Origin of the sequence: Nakamurella sp. PAMC28650 (assembly GCF_014303395.1) — a bacterium.
GTDB lineage: Bacteria > Actinomycetota > Actinomycetes > Mycobacteriales > Nakamurellaceae > Nakamurella.
Map to the genome: position 1 here is coordinate 2,217,800 of NZ_CP060298.1, position 22,412 is coordinate 2,240,211.

Consider the following 22,412-nt stretch of genomic DNA (forward strand, 5'->3'; position numbering starts at 1 on the left):
CTGAGTCCAGTGCCGACCTGATGCGGGCTCTGCACGACGAGCACGCGCCCGCGCTGTGGTCCTTCGTCCTCGGACTGACCAGCGGCGATCGCGGCCGGGCCGAGGACATCGTCCAGGAGACACTGCTGCGGGCCTGGCGGCGTCCCGAGTTGATGTCGGAGGACGACAGCCATCACAACGTGTCCGTCCGCAGCTGGCTCTTCACCGTCGCCCGCAACATCGTCGTCGACCAGTGGCGCGCGAAGGGCCGGCGACCGGAATCCCTGATGGACCGCGTGCCGGAGCAACTCGGCCCGGACAACACCGATGCGGCGCTGCAGTCGATGCTCGTCTCCGAGGCGTTGCGCCGGCTGACCGCCGAGCATCGGGCGGTTCTGCTCGAGTGCTACTTCCGGGGAAGCACCGCGGCCCAGGCGGCGGGCCGCCTCGGTATTCCACTCGGTACGGTGAAATCCAGGAACCACTACGCGCTGCATGCATTGCGCCTGGCGCTCCAGGAGATGGGGGTGGTCACATGAACGGGCACGCCCCGGCGTCACACCTGTGTCTGGACGATGCCTCCTACGTCCTGGGAGCGCTGTCGCCCGCCGAGCGGCAGGTCTTCGAGAAGCACCTGGCCACCTGCCCGGCCTGCCAGGCCTCGGTCGCCAGGCTGGCCGGCCTCCCCGGCCTCCTTGCGCTGACCTCTCTCGACGAAACCTCCGGTGAGCAACCCCCGGTGCCTCAGACCCTGCTCCCGAACCTCCTGGCCGTGGCCGCGCGCGAGCGTCGCCGACGGCGGTGGGTCTGGACCGGATCGATGGTGGCCGCGGCTGCCTGCGTGGTGGCGTTGGTGGTCGTCGTGGTGGTTCGAGGACCGGGCCGTGATTCGACGGCGCTGCCACCCCTGCCCCCAGCGATCCCCATGCAGCAGGTGGTCGCCGGCCCCATGAATGCGACGGTCCAACTCGTCGACAAGCAGTGGGGAACCAGCATCGTGGTCAACTGCGAGTACGCAGGCGCCCGTGCCGACGGCGGGAGCTACCAGCTGGTCGTCTTCGACCGGAGCGGCAAGGAGCAGCTGGCCGGCAACTGGACCTCGGTGGCCGGTGGCGGGTCAACGGTCTGGACCTCGAGCTCCCTGCGGCTGAGCCAGATCAGCCGGGTCGAGGTCCAGTGGCCCAATGGCAAGCCGGTGCTGACCGTCGTCCCGCACCACGCGTGAGGCCCGACCCCGGCGCCGGCCTCAGGCCGGGATCAGGGTGACCAGCTTCTCCAGGGTGGCCCGTGCGCCGACCTGGTGCAACGAGTCCAAGGCCGCCAGATAGGCGTGGGTGAACGCTGGATCGTCGACCAGATCGCCGAAGAGTTCGCGGTCGGCGACGAAGGCCAGGGGTTCGGTCCGCTGACGCCGAGCGGCAGCCTTCAGCCGGTCGGCAAGGCGGTCGACCACCTCGATCGGCGCACCCTGCTCGTCGACACCCTCGGCATAGCGGGCCCAGCTGGCGACCACCGCGCAGGACAGCGCGATCGGGCCACCGGTCGCCAGGTTCGCCCGGATCACGGCGAGCAGCCACTTCGGGATCCGGTCGGAGCTCTCGGCGCACAACCGCGCGAGGGTGTCGCGCACACCGGCATTGGAGAAGCGCGAGATGAGCTGGTGCTTGTAGTCCTCCAGATCGATCCCCGGGACCGGCTCCAAGGTCGGCGTGGCCTCGTAGTCCATGTATCCCAACAGGAATCGCGCGAACAGCGGGTCCTGGCAGACCTCGTGCACCAGCCGGTAGCCGGCCAGGTAGCCGAAGTAGCACAGGGCCTGGTGGCTGGCGTTGAGAAGCCGCAGCTTCATCAGCTCGTACGGCTCGACGTCGTCGACCACCTGCACACCGACGTCCTCCAGCGGCGGGCGGCCCAGGCTGAAGTTGTCCTCCAGTACCCATTGGGTGAACGGTTCGCAGACGACCGGCCAGCCGTCCTGGATGCCGAAACGGTCGCTGATCGCGGCGCGGTCGTCGTCGGTGGTGACCGGCGTGATCCGGTCCACCATGGAGTTGGGGAAATGCACCTGGGTGTCGACCCAGTCCCCGAGGCCCCGGCTGTGGGCGTCCTGGGTGCTCGCGGCCTCGCGCAGTCGGGCGTAGGCGGTGAACACCTCGTGGGCGACATGGCCGTTGCCCTGGATGTTGTCGCAGCTCATGATCGTGAACGGGGCGAGACCGCGGGCGCGGCGGCGCACCAGCGCCTCCGTGATCAGACCGAACGTCGTGGTCGGCACCGCGCCGGGCACCAGATCGGCGGCCACCGCCGGATTGGTGGCGTCGAACCTGCCGGTCACCTGGTGGAAGTTGTAGCCGCCCTCCGTGACGGTCATCGAGACGATCCTGGTGGACGGATCGGCCATCTTCTCGATGACGGCGTCCGGATCGTCAGGAGCGAACAGGTACTGGACGATCGAACCGATCACCCGCGGTTCCCAGGAGCCGTCCGGATCCTTGAGCACCAGCGTGTACAGACAGTCCTGGGTGTCCATGACCTGCTGCATGCGGACGTCGAACGGCATCACGCCCACCCCGCAGATGCCCCAGTCCATCGCCTTGCCCTGCGTCATCAGGCGATCGAGATACATGGCCTGATGGGCGCGGTGGAACCCGCCGACCCCGAAGTGCACCACCCCGGTACTCACCTTGCTGCGGTCGTAGGTCGGGACGGGAACCGTCTCGCCGATACGTGCCAGGGTGGTCGCATCGAGCGGGGTGGCGGATTCGAGCTGGGCCATCAGAATGTCCTTTTCTTGCCCGGCCGACCGCGCAGTGGGCCGCCCGCAGGCGACCCACCCGGCGGTCGTGGCTGGATCTGTCGGTGGTGGGGGACTCCGGTCGGCGCCGAGGTGACTACTTCACCGCGCCGAGCGAGAGACCCTGCACCAGTTTGTCCTGCGCGGCAAAACCTGCGATCAGCACCGGCACCGACACCGCGAATGCGGCGGCCGACACCTTGGCCAGGAACAGGCCCTGCGAGGTGACGAAGCTGGTCAGCAGGACCGGTGCCGTCTGCGCGGCGTCGGTGCTGGTCAGGAGGTTGGCCAGGAGGAGTTCGTTCCAGGCGAAGATGAAGCAGATCAGCGACGTCGACGCGATTCCGGGCATGGCGATCGGGGCGACGACCCTGGTCAGGGTCTTGATCAGGCCCGCGCCGTCGAGGGCGGCGGCCTCGAACAGGGCCGGCGGGATGTCGGCCAGGAACGAGCGCATCATCCAGACGGCGATCGGCAGGTTCATCGCGGTGTAGAGGATGATCAGGAACCAGATGTGGTTCAGGGCGCCGATCTTGTTGGCGATGACGAACAGGGGCACCAGTCCGGCCGCGGCCGGCAGGAACTTGGTGGACAGGAAGAAGAACATCACGTCGGTCCACTTGCGGACCGGCTTGACCGACAGCGCGTAGGCCGCCGGGATGGCCAGCACGAGCACCAGCAGGGTGGAGATGATCGAGCCCTCGAGCGAGTTGACGATGAACGGCCACGGGCTCTGGTTGGTCTGGGATCCGAAGAACTCGCGGTATCCGTCCAGGGTCAGCGGCGCGAAGAGCTGCGGCGCGTTCAGCGTCGACTGGGCCTCCCGGTGGAAGCTCGTCAGCACCATGAAGAAGACCGGTGCGATGAAGATCAACCCGATGATCCAGGCGGCGACCGATGCGAGAACGCCACCGGCCTTGTTCCGACCCCCTGCGTTGGGCTTGTCGGTCCTGCCGGGAGTGCGCACCGGCGGTGCAGCGGTGGTCGTCACTGGTTCTCCTCCTTGAACAGGCTGGACACGGTGCGCAGGGCGAACGTGGCGATGATGATCGTGCCGATCACGATGATCACGCCCTGCGCGGAGGCGAGGCCGTTGTCGTTGCTCGAGAAGATCGTCTGGTAGATCTTGTTCGGCAGGTTCTCGGTCTCGATGTTCAGCGGGGTGATGGTGAACACCGAATCGAAGTTCTGGATGATGTAGATCGCGCCCAGCAGACCGGCCAGCTCCAGGTACTGACGCATGTGCGGCAGTGTCAGGTTCGTGAAGGTCTGCCATGGGGTGGCACCGTCGACGGCTGCAGCCTCCAACACGTCGCCGGGCCGGGACTGCAGGCCGGCCAACAGGATCAGGGTCATGAACGGGGTCCACTGCCAGATCAGCTGGATCTCCACCGCGAGCAGCGGGTGCTTGCCGATGATGTCGTAGGCAGAGGGCGTGGCGTTCGGCGAGAACCAGTGGTGCACGGTGGTCACGATGCCGTTCAGCAGGCCGGTGTTGGCATCGAAGATGCCGAACTTGAAGAACAGGGCGGCCGCCACGGGGACGATCAGGAACGGCGCGATCATCATCGTCCGGACGATGCCGCGGCCGAGGAACTTGCGGTTCAGAAGGATCGCGATGCCCAGGCCGAAGAGCAGCGAGACCAGCACCACGGTGACGGTCAGCTCGATGGTGTGCCAGATGTCCTGCAGCAACTGCGGGTCCTGGAAGACCTTCTTGTAGTTCGAGAACCCGGCCCAGCCGTAACGCTCCGGATGGTTGGTGTTGTAGTTGCGGAACGAGAGCACCAGGGTCGCGACGAACGGCAGCTGGGTGATGATGATGGTGAAGGCGAGCGCCGGGAGCAGCGGACCGCGTCGGGTCCAGGCCTCCTTCTTCGCCCGTCTGTTCGCATCTCGAACCGCGGGGTCCTGGGCGCTGACGTTCGCCCGTCCTTGTTCGGTGACGGTCATGGGGAACCATTCCTTCGAATCGTGGCTCGAGCGAGGTTCTCGGTGCCCAGCTCATTGATCTGCAGCCAGTGCCGTCGGCAGCACTGGCCGCTGACCATTGACATCCTGCGTGGTGCTGCGCTTCTCGTCAGGTCGGGGTCGTCGATTCGGTTGCTCGACGGTGGCCCGACCGGGAACGGACGTCGGGTCCGGTGCTCGCGCACCGGACCCGACGGCATTCGTTACTTGTAGTTCGCGCCGGCCGCGGTGGCCAGGGTCTGACCCTGGTTCAACGCGTCGTCGACGGTGCCGTTGCCGGCGATCGCGGCCGACAGCAGGGCGGTCACCTTGTCGCCGAGATCGGTGAACTCGGGGATGTCGACGAACTGGATGCCGACGGTCGGACGGGGCTGAACACCGGGATTGGTGGGGTTGGCGTTCTTCAGCGCTTCCAGGGTGGCCGGGCCGAAGGCGGCGGCTGCCTTGTTGTAGTCGGCGTTCGCGTAGGTCGACGCACGCTTGCCGGCCGGGACGGTGGCCCAGCCATCAGCGGCACCGACGATGTTCTCGTACTGCTGCGAGGAGGCCCAGGAGATGAACTTGAACGACGGATCCTGGTTCTTGGAAGCCTTCTCCATCATCCACGACCAGGCGTACAGCCAGCCCGAGGACTTGGTGACCTTGACCGGCGCCTGGACGTAGCCCATCTTGCCGGCCACCGGGGAAGCCGTGCCCTCGAGGCTGCCCGCGGCCGAGGTCGCGTCATACCACATCGCGACCTTGGACTGCTCCATGGCCGAGAGGCACTCGGTGAATCCGGCGGTGGAGGCGCCGACCTCGCCGTGGGCCTTGACCAGGTTCACGTAGAAGTTGGCGGCGTCCTTGAACGGCTGCGCGTTGACCGCTGCCGACCAGTCCTTGTTGAACCAGGTGCCACCGAAGGTGTTGACCATGGTGGTCAGCGGGGCGCCGAGCTGACCCCAGCCCGGCTCGCCGCGGAGGCAGATGCCCTTCATACCGGCCTGTGCGCCGTCGACCTTGGCCGCCAGGGCCGCGACCTCGTCCCAGGTCGGGTTGGCCGGCATGGTCAGACCCTTGGCCTGGAAGACGTCCTTGCGGTACATCAGGAACGACGACTCACCGTAGAACGGCTCGCCGTAGATCTTGCCGCCCTGCGACAGCGACGAGGTGAGGGCCGGGAAGATGTCGCTCTGCTTGAACCCGGGGTCCTTGGCGAGGTAGTCGTCCAGCGGCGCCAGCCAACCGTTCTTCGCGTAGAACGGCACCTCGAAGTTGGACAGCGTGGTGACGTCGTACTGGCCGGCCTGGTTCTTGAACTCCAGGGAGGCCTTGTTCCGCATGTCGTTCTCCGGCAGCACGGTGAACTTGACGTTGATGCCGGTCTGAGCGGTGAACGCACCGATGTGCTTCTGCAGGGCGAGCATCTGCGGGTTGTTGACCATCAGCACGTTGATGGTCTTGCCCGAGTCCGACTTGTCCAGGAACGGGTCGGGGGCAAGTGCCGCGGCGGGGGCCGAGCTGCCGGACGGAGCCGAGGACACCGCGAAACCTCCGGAGGTCGGAGCGGTGGCGGAGCCGGCGGCCGACGAGCTGCCGCCGACGGCTGCGGCGGACGTCGCCGCCGAGGAGGCGGACGCCGGTGCAGCCGTCGTGGAGGAAGTGCTGCTGCAGGCCGCGGTGACGAGCATCGCGGCGCAGCCGGCGGCGATTGCCGCCTTGTTGGTCCAGCGCATCTGGAGTGTTCCTTTCGGTTGTGTACTTCGGTTTGACGAGCGACCGGGCCGGTCACGGGTGGGGGAAACCGGGCGGCGGTGGCCGTCGGTGTCGGTGGGTATGCGGTTGGTCGACGGGCGGGCGGATTCGAGCTCGGCCCGCTCCGTGTCAGACGCGGATCACTTGCGGTCCCATGGCGCTGTAGCGGTGGGCCTCGTGGGCCGAGAGGGTGGAATCGGTGATGAGCGACTCGAAATCGCCCACGTCGGAGAACCGGCAGAAACTGGTGACGCCGAACTTGGTGTGAATGCCGACGAAGACCCTGCGGCGGGAAACGGCCATCGCCTTGGCCTTGACGGCGGCCACCGCGCTGTCCGGAACGGTGAGACCCCGGTCGCGCGTGAGCCCGTTGGCACCCATCACGGCCAGGTCGATCACCAGGTCCGAGAGCATCCCGGTGGCCCAGTGGTCGACGGTGGCCAGCGTGCGACCGCGCACCCGGCCACCGAGCAGGATGACGTTGATCGCCGACGAGGCCGCGAGGATGCTCGCGGTGGCCAGCGAGGAGGTCACGACGGTCAACGGGCGTCCGAGCGTGACGAGTTCCTCCGCCACCAGCTGTGGCGTGAAACCCTCGTCCAGGTAGACGGTTTCGGCCGGGCCCAGCTGTTCGGCCGCGGCGGCTGCGATCCTCCGCTTCTCCGGCACCCAGGACTCGGACCGGTGCGCCATGTTCGACTCGAAGCCGACGCCCTCGACCGGGTAGGCACCCCCGTGGGTCCGGCGCAGCAGACCGTGGTCCTCGAGGACCTTGAGGTCACGACGGACCGTCTCGGCGGCGACGTCGAGTTCGTCGGCGATCTCGGTGACGGCGATGTGGCCGGCGCCCCTGGCCTGCGCGAGGATCAGCCGACGACGCTCCTCGCCCTGTTTCGCGTTCAACGTCCCGACCTCCTCGTCGCTGAGTCTGTCCGCCATCCGGTCTCCGTGACCCCTGGTGGGGGCTGTGGCTTCACCCACATCCGCCCTGTCATTCGTACCCCGCCGGATCGATGTGCGTCCAGTCACATTGCCCGTATCGAGTGTCCGATCGCTGCCTGGAAACGGGCAGGACCTTTCGCCAGGAAGGCACTGTGGAGCAGGGAAGCCTCCAAAAAGCGTGCCTGAAGCATGAACGACGGGCGCCCGGTTGCTGTTGTTTTCTCTGTCGGAAGCGTGTGGACGGGGCCGGAACCGCTCGTGACCGGATTGTGACATCCGACCTGGGTGACGCCACGTCGTTCCGTTATCGGACTGTTACCTGCCCGAGATCGGGTCCTCGGTGTGTGGTTGCGGCGCCCGGGCGCGTTGATGGAACAGCCTGAGCGTGCCGGTGATGAGCGCGGGGGCGGAGGTGGGCGAACGAAGGCCCGGCCGGTGGGCTATCCTTCGGAGGAACCCAGCGCTGACGTCTGGCTTGCCCTCGCATCGACCTCCCGGTCGAGGCGGGTTCGGGAGCCGGGCCGGTGGCCATCGATCATCCGCTCGCGCGGATGGACGATCCACCCAGCTTCGGATCCGGCCTCCACCGTTTTGGTACGCGCAGCCCGCTGCGGTAACATTTTCGGTTGCCCCGGTCCAGCTGGGTCATCGTCGTGTCATCGGGAAGACCGTGTCATGGGTCTGTGTCATCGGTGAACCACGTCGTGTCATCGGCAAGACCACGCTGTATCAACCCCGGTAGAAAGAAGTTTCCTGCACATGCCAACTATCCAGCAGCTGGTCCGAAAGGGCCGCCAGGACAAGAGCAGCAAGACCAAGACGCCGGCGCTGAAGGGAAGCCCCCAGCGCCGCGGAGTCTGCACTCGCGTCTACACGACCACCCCGAAGAAGCCGAACTCGGCACTGCGCAAGGTCGCCCGCGTCAGGCTGACCAGCCAGGTCGAGGTGACCGCCTACATCCCGGGTGAGGGTCACAACCTGCAGGAGCACTCCATCGTGCTGGTGCGCGGTGGCCGGGTGAAGGATCTCCCCGGCGTCCGTTACAAGATCATCCGTGGCTCGCTGGACACCCAGGGCGTCAAGGGCCGCAAGCAGGCTCGCAGCCGGTACGGCGCGAAGAAGGAGAAGAGCTAATGCCCCGCAAGGGTCCCGCCCCGAAGCGGCCGCTGGTCGCCGATCCGGTCTACAACTCCCCGCTGGTCACCCAGCTCGTCAACAAGGTGCTGCAGGACGGCAAGCGCTCCATCGCGCAGGCCATCGTGTACGGCGCCCTGGAAGGCTGCCGCGAGAAGAGCGGCACCGATCCGGTCGTCACGCTCAAGCGTGCGCTGGACAACGTCCGACCGTCTCTGGAGGTGCGCAGCCGTCGAGTCGGTGGCGCCACCTACCAGGTCCCGGTCGAGGTCCGCGTCCCGCGCCAGACCACGCTGGCCCTGCGCTGGTTGGTCGGCTACTCCAAGGCCCGCCGCGAGAAGACGATGACCGAACGTCTGATGAACGAACTGCTCGACGCCAGCAACGGGCTCGGTGCCGCGGTCAAGCGCCGCGAGGACACGCACAAGATGGCCGAGTCCAACAAGGCCTTCGCGCACTACCGCTGGTAGTCGCTCGACAACCGCGGGCCGTCAAGGACCCGGCGGTTGCGTGTCGACGAACGAGTATGCTAGAGGGATCACCCCGGGCGCGGCAGTGGCGATAGATTCGCCCTGCCGCGTCAGCATGCCCTGACCCGGCAAGCAGCGAGAACAGTGGCCGGAAACGCAGCCAACAGGTGCCGACGCAGTCGGCAGGTGTCGGCGGAGTGGGCCGGCCATCAATCCAAAGAGACGAGGAAGAACCGCACGTGGCACCCAACGCCCTCGACAAGACCCGGAACATCGGGATCATGGCGCACATCGACGCGGGTAAGACCACCACGACCGAGCGCATCCTGTTCTACACCGGAATCACGTACAAGATCGGTGAGGTTCACGACGGCGGTGCCGTCATGGACTGGATGGAGCAGGAGCAGGAGCGTGGCATCACGATCACTTCCGCCGCGACGACGACCCACTGGAAGGGTCACAAGATCAACATCATCGACACTCCCGGCCATGTCGACTTCACGGTCGAGGTCGAGCGGTCGTTGCGTGTCCTGGACGGCGCGGTTGCGGTCTACGACGGTGTCGCCGGTGTCGAGCCGCAGACCGAGCAGGTCTGGCGTCAGGCCGAGAAGTACCACGTCCCGCGGATGTGCTTCGTCAACAAGCTCGACCGCACCGGCGCGAACTTCTTCCGCTGCGTCGAGATGATGATCACCCGCCTCAACGCCAAGCCGGCCGTGCTGCAGCTGCCGATCGGAGCCGAGGGCGACTTCATCGGAGTCGTCGACCTGCTGAACATGCGGGCCCTGACCTGGCGCGGCGAGACCGTCAAGGGCGAGGACTACGCCGTCGAGGACATCCCGGCCGACCTGATGGATCAGGCGATCGAGTATCGCGAGAAGCTCGTCGAGATCATCTCCGAGAACGACGACGAGGCCATGGAGGCCTTCCTGGTCGGCGAGGAGCTGTCCGTCGATCAGCTGAACGCTGCCCTGCGCCGCGCGACCATCGCAGGCAAGGTCAACCCGGTCACCTGCGGTTCGGCGTTCAAGAACAAGGGTGTGCAGCCCATGCTCGACGCCGTCGTGGCCTATCTGCCGTCCCCGCTCGACGTCGGTGCCACGCACGGACTGCTGCAGGACGGCGTCACGGAAGCTCTCCGCGAACCCGACCCGAAGTCGGACTTCGCCGGCCTGGCCTTCAAGGTGGCGACCGACCCGCACCTGGGCAAGCTCACCTTCGTCCGGATCTACTCCGGCACGCTCAACTCCGGTACCCAGGTCGTCAACGCGACCAAGGACCGCAAGGAGCGGATCGGCAAGATCTACCAGATGCACGCCAACAAGCGTGAAGAACTGGCCTCGGCCGCGGCCGGCGACATCGTCGCCGTCATGGGGCTGAAGCAGACGACCACCGGTGACACGTTGTCCGACCCGGCGCACCCGATCGTGCTCGAGTCGATGACGTTCCCGGACCCGGTCATCGAGGTCGCCATCGAGCCGAAGACGAAGGCCGACCAGGAGAAGCTGGGTGTCGCCATCCAGAAGCTGGCCGAGGAGGACCCGACGTTCAAGGTCCACCAGGACGACGACACCGGCCAGACCGTCATCGGCGGCATGGGCGAGCTCCACCTCGACATCCTGGTCGACCGCATGCGTCGGGAGTTCAACGTCGAGGCCAACATCGGCAAGCCGCAGGTCGCCTACCGGGAGACCATCCGCGGCACGGTCGAGAAGTACACCTACGTGCACAAGAAGCAGACGGGTGGATCCGGGCAGTACGCCAAGATCCAGATCACCGTCGAGCCCCTGGACATGGCCACCTCGGAAGGCGCGACGTACGAGTTCGTCAACGCCGTCTCCGGTGGGCGCATCCCGCGCGAGTACATCCCGTCCGTCGACGCCGGTGCCCAGGATGCCCTGCAGTACGGCATCCTGGCCGGTTTCCCGATGCTGGGGGTCAAGCTGACCCTCGTCGACGGTGCCTACCACGACGTCGACTCCTCGGAAATGGCGTTCAAGATCGCCGGTTCCATCGCGATGAAGGAGACGGCGCGGCTGGCGAACCCGGTCCTGCTCGAGCCGTTGATGAGCGTCGAGGTCGTCACCCCGGAAGAGAACATGGGCGACGTCATCGGCGACCTGAACTCCCGCCGTGGCCAGATCCAGGGCATGGACGAGCGCTCCGGCGCCCGGGTCGTCACCGCCCTGGTGCCACTGTCGGAGATGTTCGGATACGTCGGCGACCTGCGGTCCAAGACGGCCGGACGGGCCAGCTACTCGATGGTCTTCTCGACGTACGCCGAGGTCCCGACGAACGTCGCCAAGACGATCATCGCGAAGCAGAACGGCGAGTAGTTCCCAGGTTGGAACAGAACGGCGAGTAATTCGCAGGTTGCGGTACGGATTGGCTCTTCTTCGAGCCAGTCCGTAGCCTTCCAGGGGTTTCGACACCCCGACTACCCCAAGCTCGGTGGGGCGGCGGAAACGCTGGTCCACCAAGGGTCCTGGTTGAACATCGGTCAGGTCCAGATCCACCCAACAACGCCCTGACGACGAGAACACGGTTCTCCTCGCACGGCGGATCATCACAGTCCTGAGGAGGACCTGCAGTGGCGAAGGCGAAGTTCGATCGCAGTAAGCCCCACGTCAACATCGGCACCATCGGCCACGTTGACCATGGCAAGACCACCCTGACCGCGGCCATCACCAAGGTGCTGGCCGACAAGTACCCGACGCTCAACCAGGCGTCGGCCTTCGATCAGATCGACAAGGCGCCGGAAGAGCGCCAGCGCGGTATCACCATCAACATCGCGCACGTCGAGTACCAGACCGAGAAGCGTCACTACGCCCACGTCGACGCCCCCGGTCACGCCGACTACATCAAGAACATGATCACCGGTGCTGCCCAGATGGACGGTGCGATCCTGGTCGTGGCCGCCACCGACGGCCCGATGCCGCAGACCAAGGAGCACGTGCTCCTGGCCCGCCAGGTCGGCGTGCCCTACATCCTCGTCGCCCTCAACAAGGCCGACATGGTCGACGACGAGGAGATCCTCGAGCTCGTCGAGCTCGAGGTCCGCGAACTGCTGGCCGCCCAGGACTTCGACGAGGACGCCCCGGTCATCCGGACGTCCGGCCTGAAGGCCCTCGAGGGTGACCCGAAGTGGGTCGAGACCGTCATCGAACTGATGAACGCCGTCGACGAGTCCGTACCGGAGCCCGTCCGCGACACCGAGAAGCCGTTCCTGATGCCGATCGAGGACGTCTTCACGATCACCGGTCGTGGCACCGTCGTCACCGGAAAGGTCGAGCGTGGCTCGATCAACGTCAACGCGACCGTGGAAATCGTCGGCATCAAGCCGAAGTCCTTCCAGACCACCGTCACCGGCATCGAGATGTTCCGCAAGCTGCTCGACTCGGCGACCGCCGGCGACAACGCCGGTCTGCTGCTCCGTGGCACCAAGCGTGAAGATGTCGAGCGCGGCCAGGTCGTCGTCAAGCCGGGTTCGATCACTCCGCACACGGAGTTCGAGGCGCAGGTCTACATCCTGGGCAAGGACGAAGGCGGCCGCCACACGCCGTTCTTCAACAACTACCGGCCGCAGTTCTTCTTCCGCACCACCGACGTGACCGGTGTCGTCACCCTCCCCGAGGGCACCGAGATGGTCATGCCGGGCGACACCACCGAGATGACGGTTTCGCTGATCCAGCCGATCGCCATCGAGGAAGGCCTCCGCTTCGCCATCCGCGAGGGTGGCCGCACCGTGGGTGCCGGTTCGGTCGTCAAGATCATCAAGTAGTCCCCGCGCCGGCTCGCCGGTGATGCTGTGCCGGCTGGGCCCCGACGCTTGCGCGTCGGGGCCCAGCTGCGTTCGGCGGTGGCAGCCTCGTCGGTGCGGGGCGGGGCCACCGGCGGATGCCCGTGTGCCATGCCGCACCTGGTGTCGCCACGCCGCACCTGGTGTCGCCACGCCGCACCTGGTGTCGCCACGCCGCACCTGGTGGCGCCACGCCGCACCTGGTGTTGCCACGCCGCACCTGCTGGTTGTGATCCGGGAGGTGCGGGATGGCGACCTGAGGTGCGGGGTGAGTACGTGCAGCCGGGGCTCGCCTCCACCCGTCATCGCGGCAGACGGATCGGGGGGCTCAACCGCACGGAGCCGATGACGGGGTTCGCCGCGAGCGCCCGTCGACCCCGGGCCATCGAGGTGCGCAGTCGAGCTTCGAGTTCCTCCGGACGGTCGAGGTCGGGCCACACCACGCGGAACACCTGCCAACCGGCGGCCCACAGTGATTCCTCACGCACCTTCTCAGCTCGCAGCACCTCCATCTCCGTCCGGTGCGGATTGAAGGCCTTCCCGTACTTCACCATTCCGTCGAACTCGATGAGCGCACCGGCCTCGAGCACGGCGAGGTCAGTCCGACCGAGAAAATCATGGCGGCCGCCGAACACCTCGCATTGAAGCTCCGGAGGCGGGAGGCCGATCTGGCGGAGGAACACTCGCAGCCGGGTGTCGCCCACGCTCTCGGATCGCCCGTCCGCGAAGAGAAGAGCCTGCCTGGCCGTCGGGTGTCCGCGGAGTCGCCGGCTCCGGGACAGGATCTCGACGACATCGTCGACGATGGTCGGGCGCAGGTGGAACGCGGTATCCGCTGCGATGACGCTCGCTTCGAACGATTCGTACCTGGCCAGATCGACCAGCGTTCTGGCCAGCGAAGTGGTTCTGGTTCCGTCGATCTCGACGATCTCGTCCTCGGCGAGACGCCCGATGTGGATCACCCGGGCGTGGTCGCTGGTGCCTCCGGACGTGCTGATCCGGGTCGCGTGAACCTTGCCGAGACCGGCCGGGCGTACCGGCAGCAGGTGCAGGACAGCGGCCGAGAGGTGGCTGATGACGACGCCCGGGGCGGACAGCGCGACTGCTCTGGCTCTCGCCGCGTGTCGGTATTCGAGGCCGAGCGCTCCGAAGGCGCCGGTCGGGGTGTAGACACCCCGACGCAGGACCGTCATGCTGCCGGCCTTCCGCTGTCGCTGGATGGCAGAGCCACTCAAGCCGTCCCGCAGGAGGTCCTGGCGGGTGATGAGGGTCGCCCCGGTCTTGTCGACGATGTCGTTTCTCATGCCTGGAGACACTTCGCGACGCCGCGGTCAAGGGCCAGAACCCGCCCCAGATTGTGGACAACCGCGAGCATGGGGACAACGTGGACACCTGCGGCCGGGGGAGAGGCCACCACCTGGGCACTGGGATCGCGTCGCTACCCGCGAGAATCGAGAGTCAGGACCATGGTCGAGACGCGGCTCGCAATCGTCCACCCCGCACCTGCTATCGCCACTCGACAGCTGCTGGATGTGATCCAGGCGGTGCGCGGTGACGAATGCGGGTGCGCGGTGACGAATGCGGGTGCGCGGTGGGGGCAGCGGGTGCTCGGTGGCGCGCGGTGGAGCCCAGGAGGTGCGCGGTGGCGCTGTGGCGCCAGGACCCCGTGATCGACTCGATTTGAGTCGACCGGCGAAGTGAGGCATACTTGGTAGGTTGCCCTCGTCGGGTCGGCTGCTGTTTGCCGTCGAATCGCCCGGCGAGCACCGCAGGTCCGACAGAAGTACCACCGGACTACGAAACAGGCAGCCACCAGCAGGGCCAATAGTTTGACCGAACCATGTGCTCCTCACGAGCGCGGCTGTTCCACCATGCACTGGCCGTAGGCATGTGCAGATCGGGCGACACGCCCGACCGCGTGGACCGGTGGACCCGGATAGATGAACAGCGGCGAGCAAGTCTCGCTCGACGAGAGCCGGCCCAGTGCCGGCGAGGCGTCGACAACTGCCCGGCAGGGCATCGGTATCCACCTGCCGAGCAGGAGCAGTACACAGACAGACTGACAGAGCAGCAACAACCTAGAAGGACGGCAAGCGTGGCGGGACAGAAGATCCGCATCAGGCTCAAGGCCTATGACCATGAGGCGATCGACGCGTCCGCGCGCAAGATCGTCGAGACGGTGACCAGGACCGGTGCCCGTGTAGTCGGCCCGGTGCCGCTGCCCACCGAGAAGAACGTGTACTGCGTGATCCGCTCGCCGCACAAGTACAAGGACTCGCGCGAGCACTTCGAGATGCGGACGCACAAGCGCCTGATCGACATCCTCGATCCGACCCCGAAGACGGTGGACGCGCTGATGCGCATCGATCTGCCGGCCTCGGTCGACGTCAACATCCAGTAGGGATCTCCTCCGACCCCTTGAGGCTGAAGAGATCTCGAGGAGATGGGTATTTCAAATCATGGCTAACACGATCAAGGGAATTCTGGGCCACAAGCTCGGGATGACCCAGGTCTTCGACGAGACGAACCGGGTTGTCCCGGTCACCGTCATCGCCGCGGGCCCTGTCGTCGTGACCGCGGTCCGCACCCCAGAAGCCGATGGCTACTCGGGCGTGCAGCTGGCCTTCGGCGCGATCGACCCCCGCAAGGTGACCAAGCCGGTCACCGGGCACTTCGCGAAGGCGGGCGTCACGCCACGCCGCCACATCGCTGAACTCCGTACCGAGGACGTCTCCGGTTACGAGCTGGGCCAGGAACTGACCGCTGAGCAGGTCTTCGAGGCCGGCAATCTCATCGACGTCACCGGTACCTCCAAGGGCAAAGGCACCGCCGGTGTCATGAAGCGCCACGGATTCAAGGGCCTGAGCTCCTCGCACGGTGTGCACCGCAAGCACCGTGGACCGGGCTCCATCGGTGGCTGCTCCACCCCCGGCCGTGTCTTCAAGGGCATGCGCATGGCGGGCCGGATGGGACACGAGAAGGTCACCATCCAGAGCCTGACGATCCACGCGATCGATGCGGACAGGGGCCTCATCCTGATCAAGGGCGCCGTTCCCGGTCCCAAGGGTGGCGTCGTCTTCGTCAAGTCCGCGGTCAAGCACCTCGGCAACGCAGCTGTGAAGGGGGCGTCGAAGTGACGACGACCGTTCAGATCACCAGCCCGGCCGGCGAGAAGGGCGACTCGATCGTCCTTCCGGATGCGATCTTCGACGTCCAGGCCAACATCGCACTGATGCACCAGGTCGTCGTCGCGCAGCTTGCTGCCGCACGCCAGGGCACGCACAGCACGAAGACCCGCGGCGAGGTATCCGGTGGCGGCAAGAAGCCCTACCGCCAGAAGGGCACCGGCCGCGCCCGTCAGGGCTCGACCCGTTCGCCGCAGTTCGTCGGTGGCGGTATCTCGCACGGCCCCGTGCCGCACAAGTACCTGCAGCGGACCCCCAAGAAGATGAAGGCGGCCGCCCTGCGCGGTGCCCTGTCCGATCGGGCCCGTGGCGGAAACATCCACGTCCTGTCCTCGCTGGTCGAGGGTGACAAGCCGTCGACCAAGGTGGCAATTTCCGCCCTGGCCCACGTCTCCACCGCCAAGAACGTCCTCGTGGTCATCGCCCGGGAAGACGTGGCCGGCTGGAAGAGCCTGCGCAACGCGGAGAACGTGCATCTGATCGCCAGCGATCAGCTGAACACCTACGACGTGCTCAAGAGCGACGATGTCGTCTTCACCGAGCAGTCGTTGAACGATTTCCTGATCTTCGCCAAGGCGCAGGCCGCGGTCATCGAGACCGAGCTCGAGCTCGCCGTCGAAGAGGCGATCGCCGAGGTGCTGGTGGCGGAAGTCCTCGAGGAAGCGATCGAAGAGGCCGTCGTCGAGGCCGCACTGGAAGAGGCCATCGCCGAGGACAACGCGTCCGCGGCCGACCCCACTGAGGAGGAGTCCAAGTGATCTCCGATCCGCGCGACATCATCCTCGCGCCGGTTGTCTCCGAGAAGAGCTACGGCCTGCTCGAGACCGGTCGGTACACCTTCCTGGTGCACCCGGATGCGAACAAGACCCAGGTCAAGATTGCCATCGAGAAGATCTTCGATGTCAAGGTGACCTCGGTGAACACGCTCAACCGGCAGGGCAAGCGCAAGCGCACCCGGGCCGGCTTCGGACAGCGCAAAGCAACCAAGCGCGCGATCGTCACGTTGTCTCCGGACAGCAAGGCGATCGAGATCTTCACCGGCGCCTGAGGCGAAGAGGACTAGAGGACAATGGGTATCCGTAAATACAAGCCGACCACTCCCGGTCGCCGTGGGGCCTCGGTGGCCGATTTCGCCGAGCTCACCCGCACGACGCCGGAGAAGTCGCTGATCGCTCCGCTCCACTCCAAGGGTGGCCGGAACGTTCACGGTCGGGTCACCACCCGACACCAGGGTGGCGGGCACAAGCGTGCCTACCGTCTCATCGATTTCCGTCGGGCCGACAAGGACGGCGTGCCGGCCAAGGTCGCTCACATCGAGTACGACCCCAACCGCACCGCCCGTATCGCCCTGCTGCACTACGCGGACGGCGAGAAGCGCTACATCGTGGCGCCGAACAAGCTCGCGCAGGGTGACACGGTCGAGACCGGTTCGGGCGCAGACATCAAGCCGGGCAACAACCTCCCGCTGCGCAACATCCCGGTCGGCACGGTCATCCACGGCATCGAGCTCCGTCCCGGTGGCGGCGCGAAGATCGCCCGTTCGGCCGGCACCAAGGTGCAGCTCGTCGCGAAGGACGGTCCCTACGCCCAGCTGCGCATGCCGTCCGGCGAGATCCGCAACGTCGATGCGCGCTGTCGCGCGTCCATCGGCGAGGTGGGCAACGCCGAGCAGGCCAACATCAACTGGGGCAAGGCCGGCCGGATGCGTTGGAAGGGCAAGCGCCCCTCCGTCCGTGGTGTCGCCATGAACCCGGTCGATCACCCGCATGGTGGTGGCGAGGGCAAGACGTCCGGTGGACGTCACCCTGTCAACCCGGGCGGTAAGCCCGAGGGCCGTACCCGTCGGCCGAACAAGGCCAGCGACAAGCTGATCGTTCGTCGTCGTCGTAAGGGCGGCAAGAAGCGATGATGCTGCAGGCCAACAACACTCACACCGAGAACTGAGCAGGAGGACAAGAGATGCCACGCAGTCTCAAAAAGGGCCCGTTCATCGATGACCACCTGCTCAAGAAGGTGGACGTCGCCAACGACAAGGGCTCCAAGGCCGTCATCAAGACCTGGTCGCGCCGCTCGACGATCATCCCCGACATGCTCGGGCACACGATCGCCGTGCACGACGGCCGCAAGCACGTCCCGGTGTTCGTCACCGAATCGATGGTCGGTCACAAGCTTGGCGAGTTCGCTCCGACGCGGACCTTCAAGGGCCACATCAAGGACGACCGTCGCGCCCGGCGCGGCTGAGCACGGGACAGGGACATCAAATGGATACAAAGAAAGATTCTGCGGTTCTTGGGGCTCCGCGCACCCGCGCGCAGCTCAAGCACCTCCGAATGACGCCGATGAAGGCGCGCCGCATCGTCAACCTGATCCGCGGGACGGACGTCGCCGCAGCGGCTTCCATCCTGAAGTTCTCCCCGCAGGCTGCCGCTGAGCCTGTCGCCAAGCTGCTGGCCTCGGCCATCGCCAACGCCGAGAACAACCAGGGCCTGTCGGCCGACTCGCTGTTCGTCGACACGATCTATGTCGACGAGGGTCCGACCCTCAAGCGGTTCCAGCCGCGTGCACAGGGTCGCGCCTTCCGGATCCGCAAGCGCACCTGCCACATCACCATTGAACTGGTGTCGCTCTCGGGTACCCCGAAGACCGGCATCACCGAAGGTCGTCGCGTTTCGCGCGTCAGCCAGAGCGCGAAGGGAGGGACCCGCTAGTGGGTCAGAAAGTCAACCCGCATGGGTTCCGTCTGGGTATCACCACCGACTGGACCTCGCATTGGTTCGCCGACAAGGCATACGCCGAGTACGTGGCGGAAGATGTCGCCATCCGCAAGCTCATGTCCAAGGGCATGGAGCGGGCCGGCATCGCCAAGGTCGAGATCGAGCGCACCCGTGACCGGGTTCGTGTCGACATCCACACCGCACGTCCGGGGATCGTCATCGGCCGTCGTGGTGCGGAGGCCGACCGGATCCGTGGGCAGCTCGAGAAGCTGACCGGCAAGCAGGTGCAGCTGAACATCCTCGAGGTCCGCAACCCGGAGTCCGACGCGCAGCTGGTCGCCCAGGGTGTCGCCGAGCAGCTCTCGAACCGCGTGTCCTTCCGTCGTGCGATGCGCAAGTCGATGCAGTCGGCCCAGCGTTCGGGTGCCGTCAAGGGCATCCGGATCCAGTGCTCCGGTCGACTCGGCGGCGCAGAGATGAGCCGGTCCGAGTTCTACCGCGAGGGTCGCGTTCCGCTGCACACGCTGCGTGCCGACATCGACTACGGCTTCTTCGAGGCCAAGACGACGTTCGGCCGCATCGGCGTGAAGGTCTGGATCTACAAGGGCGACAAGACCGGCAGCCTGGCCGAGCAGAAGGCCGCAGAAGCCGCCGCTGCCCAGCGCGGTGCCGGTGGACGTCCCCCCGCTTCCGCCGATCGCTCCGACCGCCCGGCTCGCCGGCGTTCGGGTGCCAGCGGCACCACCCCGACCTCGACGGACGCCGGCCGCGCAGCTGCCGACGACGCCCCGGTCGTCGAAGACGCGGCTCCGGCCGCTCCGACTCAGGAGAGCTGACCTCACATGCTCATCCCCCGTAGGGTCAAGCACCGGAAGCAGCACCGTCCGCATCGGACCGGGCTCGCGACCGGCGGCACGGCCGTCACCTTCGGTGACTACGGCATCCAGGCTCTCGAGCCCGCGTATGTCACCAACCGGCAGATCGAGTCCGCTCGTATCGCCATCAACCGCCACATCAAGCGTGGTGGCCGGGTCTGGATCAACATCTACCCCGACCGTCCGCTGACCAAGAAGCCGGCCGAAACCCGCATGGGTTCCGGCAAGGGTTCGCCGGAGTGGTGGGTCGCCAACGTCAAGCCCGGCCGTGTGCTCTTCGAGATGAGCTACCCGACCGAGGCCATCGCCCGCGAGGCCCTGCGCCGCGCGATCCACAAGCTGCCGATGAAGTGTCGCATCGTGACCCGTGAAGGAGGGGAATCCTGATGGCCACCGCCACGAATGAAATGCGTGAACTCGGTGCCGAGGAATTGGTTGCCCGTCTTCGCGAGTCCAAGGAGGAGCTGTTCAACCTCCGGTTCCAGATGGCCACCGGCCAGATGGACAACAATCGCCGGCTGCGCACCGTGCGGCACGACATCGCTCGCATCTACACCGTCATGCGCGAGCGCGAACTCGGTCTGTCCACCGGACCCGACGGTTCGACGGATACAGAAGAAGGTGCCGCATGAGCGAGCAAGAAGTAGTTTCCGCGGATGCAGCGGTCTCCGACCGCGGCGAGCGCAAGACCCGTGAGGGACTTGTGGTCTCCGACAAGATGGAGAAGACGATCGTCGTCGAACTCGAGGACAGGGTGAAGCACCCTCGCTACTCGAAGGTCATCCGCCGCACCACCAAGGTCAAGGCGCACGACGAGGCCGGGACTGCCGGTGTCGGCGACCGCGTCCTGCTGGCCGAGACCCGCCCGACCTCGGCCACCAAGCGCTGGCGCCTGGTGTCGGTCGTCGAGAAGGCCAAGTAGAGCCTCGCTCCACTGCAGGATCGTTGCAGCGCAGGATTTGTGCCATCGCAGGACCCCGGCTCCGCATACGTGCGGGGACCGGGGTCTTGTGCGTTCCCGACCTTGCTCGCCCGCGTCGGACGCGCCACGAGCCACGGCGCACCTGCGGTGGTGACGGCACACCTGCTGCGGTCACCGCGCACCCCCCGGTGCCGACCCTGCCGGTGCGCAGTGACCAGACGAGGTGCGCGGTGACCAGATGAGATGCGCCGTGGGAGACGGCGGCCCGGGGGTTCGAGCTGGTGACTTCTGCCCATCGCGTTCCGCAGGATCCTTGCCTACAGTCAGCGCATGTCGAACTTCGTGGGGATGGATGTTGCCGAGGTCAGGGATGTGGCCAAGCGTTTCGACGCCAACGCCGAACAGCTCGAGGTCATCGTTCAGCGACTCGACCAGTTGGTGAAGCGGGCATCCGGCAGCTGGCATGGTCACGACTCCGCCACCTTCGCGCACCTGTGGAGCGGGCAGTACCGGTCGGAGCTGCAGGCGACCCAATCGGCGCTCGCCGAGATGGGTCGGGCGCTGACGCGCAACGCCGACGAGCAGGATCGGGCCAGCGCCGCAGACCCCGGCAGCGGTGCCGCCGGAATCGGTGTCGGGAATGCGGGTCCGGTGGCGACCACGCCGGACAGCCCGCGGGTTGCCGGACTCAAACAGGACCTGGCCTACGCGAAGTTGGTCGATGCAGCGGGGTCGGGAAGTACCACCCTCCCGCCGGGGTACGAGAAGGTGTCACCCAATGATCTGGAGAAGCTCGGTCTCACCGGCTACAAGACCAGCGGTATCACCGGAATGGACGTATCGGTCTACCGCGACGCCAACGGGCACTACGTGGTGGCCTTTCCGGGCTCCAGTACCGGCGCATCCAGTGTCAGCGCGTTGTGGGACTCGGGGATGGACTGGGTCGTCAACAACGTTGCTGGAGCCGGTGGCATCAGTCCCCAGGAGATGCAGGCCGTCGCGATCGCCCAGGCGATCACCTCGCACGTCGGTGCCGACAACGTGACCTTCGCTGGCCACTCCCTGGGCGGGCAGACGGCCGCGTTGGCCTCAATGGTCTCCGGGAGCCACGCGGTGACTTTCAACGCCGCGTCCATCAGCGCGGTAGTGGCTGACTTCCCTGGGTTGCGCGAGGGAGCCGCCGGCCTGATCACCAACTACGAGACCAGCAACGACCCGTTGTCCGACGGTGAGACCTACGGGGCGCTGAACCCATCGGTCGGCAGGACCGTCGTGGTGCCCGGGACCAAGGATTGGTACGACGTGAAGGGCAACCATGGCACCGGGATGATCGAAGCCGGAATCCAGAGCCAGATCGACCAGGCCGAGAAGGCAAAATGAGAAGTCCCGGTGGGCCGCGCGAGGCCGGTCCCTCTGGCATGGATCAACTTGGCTCGCATGGATCAACTTGCCGGATTTGGGAGTGGTGGGACAGAAGTCAACACTTTCGTCCATGCCTTCGAAGTTGATCCACGCCGACGGGTGATCCACGCCGGGGGTTGATCCACGCCGACGGGTGATCCACGCCGGGGGTTGATCCACGCAGCCGGGTGATCCACGCCCGGCGGTGATCCAGGCGGGGAGCGCCCGCGGGAGGTGATTGGCTTTGTTCCCGCTGGTCCGGTACTGTAAGAACTTGGTGTGGAGAGGTCTGCAAAGTCCGCTCCGGTCACCTCTGGCTTGGCGAGGTCGGAAATTTCGCCAAGGCTCTGTCATTGCTTCGGGTTCCCACCCTGGGCCGGACCACCTGCGGCAATGCGGGCCCCGGCCACCGGCACATGCCACAGGCAAGAGAGAAAAGGCGAGCGATCCAGCTCGTACTTCCTCTTGTCTTTTCGTGTGTCACGGGTCGGA

The 22,412-nt window shown here is 66.4% G+C and carries 23 protein-coding genes and 1 pseudogene; 18 read left to right on the forward strand and 6 right to left on the reverse strand.

Annotation, left to right across the window (positions count from 1 at the left end):
* Window positions 1-20: 20 nt before the first annotated feature.
* Complete coding sequence (locus H7F38_RS10135) at window positions 21-518, forward strand: sigma-70 family RNA polymerase sigma factor (RefSeq protein WP_370531357.1); 498 nt, start codon at window positions 21-23, stop codon at window positions 516-518.
* A complete protein-coding gene (locus H7F38_RS10140; protein WP_187093948.1) occupies window positions 515-1,204 on the forward strand; it encodes an anti-sigma factor in 690 nt (229 codons plus the stop codon). The genes H7F38_RS10135 and H7F38_RS10140 overlap by 4 nt, the downstream gene beginning before the upstream one ends.
* 21 nt (window positions 1,205-1,225) lie before the next feature.
* On the opposite strand, the gene H7F38_RS10145 is transcribed toward H7F38_RS10140, so the two are convergent.
* From H7F38_RS10145 to H7F38_RS10165, 5 genes are all read right to left on the reverse strand, one after another.
* Complete coding sequence (locus H7F38_RS10145) at window positions 1,226-2,755, reverse strand: mannitol dehydrogenase family protein (protein ID WP_187093949.1); 1,530 nt, start codon at window positions 2,753-2,755, stop codon at window positions 1,226-1,228.
* 115 nt (window positions 2,756-2,870) lie between these two features.
* Entirely contained in the window at window positions 2,871-3,764 is an 894-nt protein-coding gene (locus H7F38_RS10150) for a carbohydrate ABC transporter permease (protein WP_222618577.1), read from the reverse strand.
* Window positions 3,761-4,726 carry a carbohydrate ABC transporter permease gene (locus H7F38_RS10155; RefSeq protein WP_187093950.1) on the reverse strand — a complete coding sequence of 322 codons (966 nt, stop codon included), beginning with the start codon at window positions 4,724-4,726 and terminating at the stop codon, window positions 3,761-3,763. Before H7F38_RS10155 ends, H7F38_RS10150 begins: the two co-directional genes overlap by 4 nt.
* A gap of 221 nt (window positions 4,727-4,947) precedes the next feature.
* Window positions 4,948-6,459 carry a sugar ABC transporter substrate-binding protein gene (locus H7F38_RS10160; RefSeq protein ID WP_222618578.1) on the reverse strand — a complete coding sequence of 504 codons (1,512 nt, stop codon included), beginning with the start codon at window positions 6,457-6,459 and terminating at the stop codon, window positions 4,948-4,950.
* 148 nt (window positions 6,460-6,607) lie between these two features.
* Window positions 6,608-7,417, reverse strand: a complete 810-nt coding sequence (locus H7F38_RS10165) for a DeoR/GlpR family DNA-binding transcription regulator (protein ID WP_187093951.1) — start codon at window positions 7,415-7,417, stop codon at window positions 6,608-6,610.
* A 762-nt stretch (window positions 7,418-8,179) separates the two neighbouring features.
* Here H7F38_RS10165 and rpsL point away from each other — a divergent pair.
* From rpsL to tuf, 4 genes are all read left to right on the forward strand, one after another.
* Window positions 8,180-8,554 carry a 30S ribosomal protein S12 gene (gene rpsL / locus H7F38_RS10170; protein WP_187093952.1) on the forward strand — a complete coding sequence of 125 codons (375 nt, stop codon included), beginning with the start codon at window positions 8,180-8,182 and terminating at the stop codon, window positions 8,552-8,554.
* Window positions 8,554-9,024: a 30S ribosomal protein S7 gene (gene rpsG / locus H7F38_RS10175; protein ID WP_090476329.1), complete on the forward strand. Its 471-nt coding sequence runs from the start codon at window positions 8,554-8,556 to the stop codon at window positions 9,022-9,024. Before rpsL ends, rpsG begins: the two co-directional genes overlap by 1 nt.
* Window positions 9,025-9,305: 281 nt before the next feature.
* Entirely contained in the window at window positions 9,306-11,360 is a 2,055-nt protein-coding gene (fusA, locus tag H7F38_RS10180; RefSeq protein ID WP_370531358.1) for an elongation factor G, read from the forward strand.
* Window positions 11,361-11,614: 254 nt separating this feature from the next.
* Entirely contained in the window at window positions 11,615-12,805 is a 1,191-nt protein-coding gene (tuf, locus tag H7F38_RS10185; protein ID WP_187093954.1) for an elongation factor Tu, read from the forward strand.
* A gap of 320 nt (window positions 12,806-13,125) precedes the next feature.
* Here tuf and H7F38_RS10190 read toward each other — a convergent pair whose 3' ends face one another.
* Complete coding sequence (locus H7F38_RS10190) at window positions 13,126-14,127, reverse strand: hypothetical protein (RefSeq protein WP_187093955.1); 1,002 nt, start codon at window positions 14,125-14,127, stop codon at window positions 13,126-13,128.
* Window positions 14,128-14,918: 791 nt separating this feature from the next.
* Between H7F38_RS10190 and rpsJ the strand changes: the two genes are divergently transcribed.
* The 12 genes and pseudogenes from rpsJ to H7F38_RS10250 all read left to right on the forward strand — a co-directional run bounded on the left by rpsJ (window position 14,919) and on the right by H7F38_RS10250 (window position 21,899).
* Window positions 14,919-15,224 carry a 30S ribosomal protein S10 gene (gene rpsJ / locus H7F38_RS10195; protein ID WP_003938093.1) on the forward strand — a complete coding sequence of 102 codons (306 nt, stop codon included), beginning with the start codon at window positions 14,919-14,921 and terminating at the stop codon, window positions 15,222-15,224.
* Between the two features lie 58 nt (window positions 15,225-15,282).
* Window positions 15,283-15,960 carry a 50S ribosomal protein L3 gene (gene rplC, locus H7F38_RS10200; protein ID WP_187093956.1) on the forward strand — a complete coding sequence of 226 codons (678 nt, stop codon included), beginning with the start codon at window positions 15,283-15,285 and terminating at the stop codon, window positions 15,958-15,960.
* Window positions 15,957-16,610 (forward strand): annotated as a pseudogene (gene rplD / locus H7F38_RS10205) (50S ribosomal protein L4); the annotation flags it as partial. The gene rplC and the pseudogene rplD, both read left to right, overlap by 4 nt.
* Before the next feature lie 152 nt (window positions 16,611-16,762).
* On the forward strand, window positions 16,763-17,056 hold the full coding sequence (gene rplW / locus H7F38_RS10210) for a 50S ribosomal protein L23 (RefSeq protein ID WP_305080161.1): 294 nt from the start codon (window positions 16,763-16,765) through the stop codon (window positions 17,054-17,056).
* 21 nt (window positions 17,057-17,077) lie between these two features.
* The gene (gene rplB, locus H7F38_RS10215; protein ID WP_187093958.1) at window positions 17,078-17,917 is read left to right on the forward strand and encodes a 50S ribosomal protein L2; all 840 of its coding nucleotides are present in this window, start codon (window positions 17,078-17,080) and stop codon (window positions 17,915-17,917) included.
* 50 nt (window positions 17,918-17,967) lie between these two features.
* Window positions 17,968-18,249, forward strand: a complete 282-nt coding sequence (gene rpsS, locus H7F38_RS10220) for a 30S ribosomal protein S19 (RefSeq protein WP_090476347.1) — start codon at window positions 17,968-17,970, stop codon at window positions 18,247-18,249.
* Between the two features lie 20 nt (window positions 18,250-18,269).
* Window positions 18,270-18,716 (forward strand): 50S ribosomal protein L22, encoded by a 447-nt coding sequence (gene rplV, locus H7F38_RS10225; RefSeq protein WP_187093959.1) that lies wholly within the window; start codon window positions 18,270-18,272, stop codon window positions 18,714-18,716.
* Entirely contained in the window at window positions 18,716-19,558 is an 843-nt protein-coding gene (rpsC, locus tag H7F38_RS10230) for a 30S ribosomal protein S3 (RefSeq protein ID WP_187093960.1), read from the forward strand. The genes rplV and rpsC overlap by 1 nt, the downstream gene beginning before the upstream one ends.
* A gap of 6 nt (window positions 19,559-19,564) precedes the next feature.
* Entirely contained in the window at window positions 19,565-19,984 is a 420-nt protein-coding gene (rplP, locus tag H7F38_RS10235; RefSeq protein WP_187093961.1) for a 50S ribosomal protein L16, read from the forward strand.
* Window positions 19,984-20,229, forward strand: coding sequence for a 50S ribosomal protein L29 (gene rpmC, locus H7F38_RS10240; RefSeq protein WP_187093962.1), 246 nt, complete (start codon window positions 19,984-19,986; stop codon window positions 20,227-20,229). Before rplP ends, rpmC begins: the two co-directional genes overlap by 1 nt.
* Entirely contained in the window at window positions 20,226-20,519 is a 294-nt protein-coding gene (gene rpsQ / locus H7F38_RS10245) for a 30S ribosomal protein S17 (protein ID WP_187093963.1), read from the forward strand. Before rpmC ends, rpsQ begins: the two co-directional genes overlap by 4 nt.
* Window positions 20,520-20,849: 330 nt before the next feature.
* A complete protein-coding gene (locus H7F38_RS10250) occupies window positions 20,850-21,899 on the forward strand; it encodes a WXG100 family type VII secretion target (RefSeq protein WP_187093964.1) in 1,050 nt (349 codons plus the stop codon).
* Window positions 21,900-22,412 lie beyond the last annotated feature (513 nt).